The organism is Salipiger sp. 1_MG-2023 (assembly GCF_030547555.1).
Classification (GTDB): domain Bacteria; phylum Pseudomonadota; class Alphaproteobacteria; order Rhodobacterales; family Rhodobacteraceae; genus Salipiger.
This window is the reverse complement of record NZ_JAUOQN010000115.1, coordinates 1-4,919: the sequence shown is the minus strand read 5'-3', so window position 1 is coordinate 4,919 and position 4,919 is coordinate 1. Positions and strand designations below refer to the sequence as shown.

3 protein-coding genes are annotated in these 4,919 nt (G+C 60.1%); all 3 read right to left on the bottom strand.

Annotated elements, in window-relative coordinates:
• Positions 1-437: 437 nt before the first annotated feature.
• The 3 genes from Q4543_RS23700 to Q4543_RS23690 all read right to left on the bottom strand — a co-directional run bounded on the left by Q4543_RS23700 (position 438) and on the right by Q4543_RS23690 (position 4,745).
• Positions 438-2,213 (bottom strand): SLC13 family permease, encoded by a 1,776-nt coding sequence (locus Q4543_RS23700; protein ID WP_303442505.1) that lies wholly within the window; start codon positions 2,211-2,213, stop codon positions 438-440.
• A 628-nt stretch (positions 2,214-2,841) separates the two neighbouring features.
• Complete coding sequence (locus Q4543_RS23695; RefSeq protein WP_303442502.1) at positions 2,842-3,678, bottom strand: YdiY family protein; 837 nt, start codon at positions 3,676-3,678, stop codon at positions 2,842-2,844.
• Between the two features lie 143 nt (positions 3,679-3,821).
• Positions 3,822-4,745: a LysR family transcriptional regulator gene (locus Q4543_RS23690; RefSeq protein ID WP_303442499.1), complete on the bottom strand. Its 924-nt coding sequence runs from the start codon at positions 4,743-4,745 to the stop codon at positions 3,822-3,824.
• Between the last annotated feature and the right edge of the window lie 174 nt (positions 4,746-4,919).

Genomic DNA, 4,919 nt, shown 5'->3' with positions numbered 1-4,919 from the left:
CCGCCGTGGCGACCTGATCAGCCTTGGACCTCTCCGAAGGTCGGCGCTCTTACACCACCTCTCGGGGCACTACCGCGATCAACACCGCCCATCGGAAGTTGGTGCGGAAACCCAGTGAAGGGCAAACCGATGCATAGACCAGATCGAAGCGCGGATGCGACATTCGCGGCACTCGCATCTCGCGACCTTGTCTGCCCTTCCGCCCTTGGACGAGGCATTGATGTGGCGGGCGCGGCAAATATCCGGTTCGGTAACGCCGCACTACGGCGTCGGCAGACACGCTAAAGCTCTGCGCTGGCCGGTCGCATGAAGTGTCTATAATCACGAAAGCCCTTCAGTCACGGTATCCTGCACCAAAAGCTGCTATGTTACGGCACCGAGGATTTTGTGCTTGGTCAATCGTCAGATCTGCATCGCCCCAGGTTGCCTTTAGCGGCTTACAGCGGCCAGACCAGCAAGATGGTCGGCACCGAGACACAGACGACGAGGATTTCCAGCGGAAGGCCGATGCGCCAGTAATCGCCAAACCGATACCCGCCGGGCCCAAGGATCAGCGTGTTGTTCTTGTGCCCGATCGGGGTGAGGAAGGCGCAGGAGGCCGCCACCGCCACCGTCATCAGGTAAGTGTCGGGATTGGTGTCCGTGGTCGCGGCAATCGACATGGAAATCGGCGCGGCGATCAGCGTCGTTGCCACGTTGTTGAGAAAATCCGACAGCGTCATCGTCACCACCATCAGGGCAACCAGTGACAGCCACGCCGGGTAGCCCTCGCTCAGTCTGACGATCTGCCGGGCGATCAGCTCCGCCCCGCCGACCCGCTCGAACGCCTCGGCCAGCGGAATGAGACTGGCCAGAAGCACGATGACCTTCCATTCGACCGAGGCGTAGACCTCGCGCGCGCTGACAAGGCCGAGGGCGACATAGGCGATCACCGCGCCGCCAAGCGCCACGGACAGCGGAAGAAGCCCCAGCACCGCCATGGCGACAGCCAGCAGGAAGACACCGATCGACAGCCCCGCCTTGCTGCGCTGCACCACTTCGGTCTGCCGCCCCTCAAGGGAGAGCACGCCAAGCCAGTCCGTCGCCGCCGCGACCCGCTCTGGTGTGCCCAGCAGCAACAGCACATCGCCAGCCCGGATCGGCAGAAGCCGCACGCGATCGGTGAAGCTTTCTCCGCCGCGGGCAATGCCCAGAAGCGTCACCGAATGTGTCTGCAGCAGCCGCAGGCTGCGCGCGGTCCGCCCGACGATCCGCGCTCCCTCGGGGACGATGGTCTCGGACAAGGTCAGGCCCGGTGCGATCACGCCGCCTTCGTGTTTTTCCGCACCGGCGAAATCAAGCCCCGCCTGCCCCATGAAGGTCTCGATGGATTTGGGATCTCCTTCGACGACGAGGAAGTCCCGCGCGCGCAGCTCTTGGCGCGGCGCCAGACCGCGCAGGCGTTTGCCACGGCGGATCAGGCCCAGAACATGCACATCCGCCTCGTTCGCCATCGGGTAAAGATCCGCCACCGTCATCCCGTCTTGCGCCATCTCGTCGCCGATACGCAGCTCGGCGATGTAGCGGCCCTTGATCACCGCTTCTTCGGTGTCCAGCAGCGACGCCCGGGCGGGCAGGAACCGCCAGCCGAGCAGCGACACAAAGCCGATCCCGGCAACCGCAACGGCAAGCCCTACCGGCGCAAAATCGAACATGCCGAAGGGCTCGCCCAGAACGCCCTGACGGTATTCCGAAATCACGATATTGGGCGGTGTCCCGATCAAGGTGATCATCCCGCCCAGAATGGTCGCGAAAGACAGCGGCATCAGGGTCTGACCCGCCGAGCGCTTTGCATTCTTGGCAGCCTCGAGATCGAGCGGCATCAACAGCGCCAGCGCTGCCACATTGTTGATGATCGCCGACAATCCGGCGGCCAGCGCGGCGATGACGGCGATATGAAGCGGCAACGGCCGGTCGGGGTTGATGAGCCTCGATGCGATCAGCTCCACAGCGCCAGAGGACGACAGCCCCCGGCTGACGATCAGCACCAGCGCAATGATGGCCACGGCTGAGTGTCCGAAGCCTGAAAACACGTCCTCGGTCGGCACCAGCCCAAGCGTTGCCGCAAGGATCAATGCGCCAAAAGCCACGAGATCATAGCGGATACGCCCCCAGACAAGCAGGGCAAAGACGCTCCCCAGCAGGATGAATATCTGTATCAGCTCGGCTTGCATGGCACGAGCCTAGCGGAGTTTCGTCTCTGTCGGGAACTTTTTAGTTACATGCGGTGGTCACAGAAGCCGGACGCAAAACGCGCGCAAGCAACGTATAGGCTGGCACCAAACATACGCTACCTGGATGTGCCCTGCGGGAAGCGGGGTCAATCTGAGGTGTTCTTCGGCTGTGCCCGACGCTGAAAGCGCTCTTCGCCCCCCGTCTGACTGTCGGACTTGTCGAGAGCCTTATCCGCGGGGCCATGTTCGACCCCTTTACCTATGGCCAGCGGCGGCGGGGGCTGCTCGACGCGCGGCGCAACAATGCCGACCGGCAACCATACTCCGGGCAGGACGCAATCGAGCCGTTTACCCTTGCATCATTTGCACCCCCGGCGCCGTCCACATTGTTTCGGCTCGCGCAGTCCTTTCGGCAAAAATTTTAGATCGTTACGGTACCGGCATCCCGCCCGCCGCTGACAAATCGCGCTAAATATAGATATTCCGCCCTTATTCATGACAAAATCTGCGCCAGAGTCAGAATTGCGCGCCGGTTCACAGCTTGGTTTCGAAGCTGTGGTGCCGAGTTTGAAAACTGAAAAAAGGGGCAGATTGCTCTGCCCCCAAAGTCACATGAGGTCGTGATGGTTCAGTTGAACGTGTAGACCAGAGACACGCCGTAGGTGTTGTCGTACTGGTTTACACCGCTGGACACTTTCGAATGGTATTCGGTCAGGATGCTGGTTCGCAGCGCAAGGCTGTTGGTCATCGCGACGTTCAGAGCGAGGTCGTTGTAGACCACGGTATCGGAGTCCGACCAGACCACATCAGTATCGTTGGTGAGGAAAAGCGTCTCGGTCAGCTTATGTGCGTAATCCGAACTTAGCCCCAGCGCTTCCTCGCTGATATCGCCCCGGCTCAGGTCCGAGAGCTCCGAAAACCGGTAGCCCGGACCTGCCTGAACGGACCACTGGCGGATCGGGTCGTTGAAGATCCGGTACCCCAGGCCAAGCGAAGCGAAGGTATCCGTCTCATAGTCCGAGAATTCGTCGACCGTACCCTGCACCTTGGCGTAGCCGAAGACGACAGGGGTGAAGTCGCGCGTATATTCGAGGTCGTAGTACAGGCTTTCCTCGGTCTTCACGTCGTCATCTTCGCCGTAGACGTAATTCATCTGAAACTGGACGCCGTTCACGCCCCAGACATAGTTCATGTCTGTGCCAATGCCCACGTCGAGGCTGTCAGTATTGCCCGATGACGCGATGCCGCGCAGGGCGAAAGAGCCGGTGAAGCCCTGTGGGCGGCCTTCATTGCCGAACCGGTCGAGCTCGCGCTCGGCATCGTCTTCGATGGCTTCGAGCAGATCCTCGTTCCGGTCTTCTGCAATGGAATCACGACCGATCAGGTTTTGGGCGGATACCGAGGTGCCCGACAAGGCAGCGATCAGCATCGCTGCGCTCAGCTGGAATGTGGTTGCGGTTTTCATGGGTTGGTTCCTCCCCCCTAGAAGGTGACCCGTCCAAAAGGCCGGGAGCATCATGTGCTGGAACATGACTTAGCCACCCCGATAAAACATGATATATTTATCTTATTTATCGATAAAACGACTATTCCTCACCCAAAGAGAAATCAGCCTGCGTCAGACACTTGGGACGTGTCGTCCCCACTGATATCGACGAGCTGGGAAATGACAGAGCTCTGATCGTCGTGAACCTGTGACTGAATAGACACAAGTGTGGCTTCTGCGGTCTCTCGGATGTCCTCGTCTAGGTCATCTCTCCAGACGGTCCAGACCGGATAGGGAAACACCGGAGCATCGGGCACCAGAAAGAGTTGCCCGGCGTCGAGGTAATTCTTGATGTAACGCGCGGGAAGGTAGGCCACCGCCCGGTGTGTCAGGACATACTCTGTGGCCATGACTCCCAGTGCCAGAGTCAGGCCGGGATTGGTCAGGTTTGGCAGTTCGAGGGTGTGTGAGTGAACAAATTCTGGCCCCCAATCGACAAAAACGTAGTGCTCTGCAATGTCGTCAAGACCGACCTGCCAAGAGGCTACCATCACAAGTTCCTCGTTCAGAGCCTTGGAGGCCGACAATCCCGGGCGCAGGCGCGGAGAGTACATCAATCCGATCTGAACAGTCCCTTCCACCAGAAACCGTGTCAGACGATCGGGCATTCCAAGCTCGGCGCGGACATTGAGCGTGGGCATCCGGGATCGCATCAGGTCGATCCACTGAAAGCCAAGGCGTGGCCACAAGGAATACTGCGCACCAATGCTGAGAGACTTGGTATAGCCCTCTGGAACACCAATCTGCTGGCGGGCTTCCTCCCAGATCTTGATGAGCGACAGGGCGTAGCGTTCGAATTCCCGACCAGCCGATGTCAGCTCCGCGCCAGCCTTTGACCGGGTGAACAGCGCCTTTCCCAGTTCGGTTTCCAAACGTGCGATCCGAAGACTGACAGCGGATTGGGTCACGCCGAGGCGTTCACTGGCGTTCACGAAAGAGGCGGACGCAGCCACTTCGAGAAACGTTCGGATCAGCGCGATGTCCAACAGGGTCTATCCAGGAGATAGTTTGCAATGACCCGGAGTTTACGGGGCTTTTCAGCCATTGTCATTCAGCCACGCGAGGAGTGACCGGGCGCTGGGGCGGGTGACGTCCCCAGACGTGGTGTAGCTTACGGTGGCCATCGGGTTTCCCGGTAGGGTCGGGTTGCGAGAACCAAC

What these genes read in the sequence shown, in the direction of transcription:
- Q4543_RS23695 (WP_303442502.1), bottom strand. Translation starts at nt 3,678, where the DNA reads ATGAAAACCGCAACCACATTCCAGCTGAGCGCAGCGATGCTGATCGCT.
- Q4543_RS23700 (WP_303442505.1), bottom strand. Translation starts at nt 2,213, where the DNA reads ATGCAAGCCGAGCTGATACAGATATTCATCCTGCTGGGGAGCGTCTTT.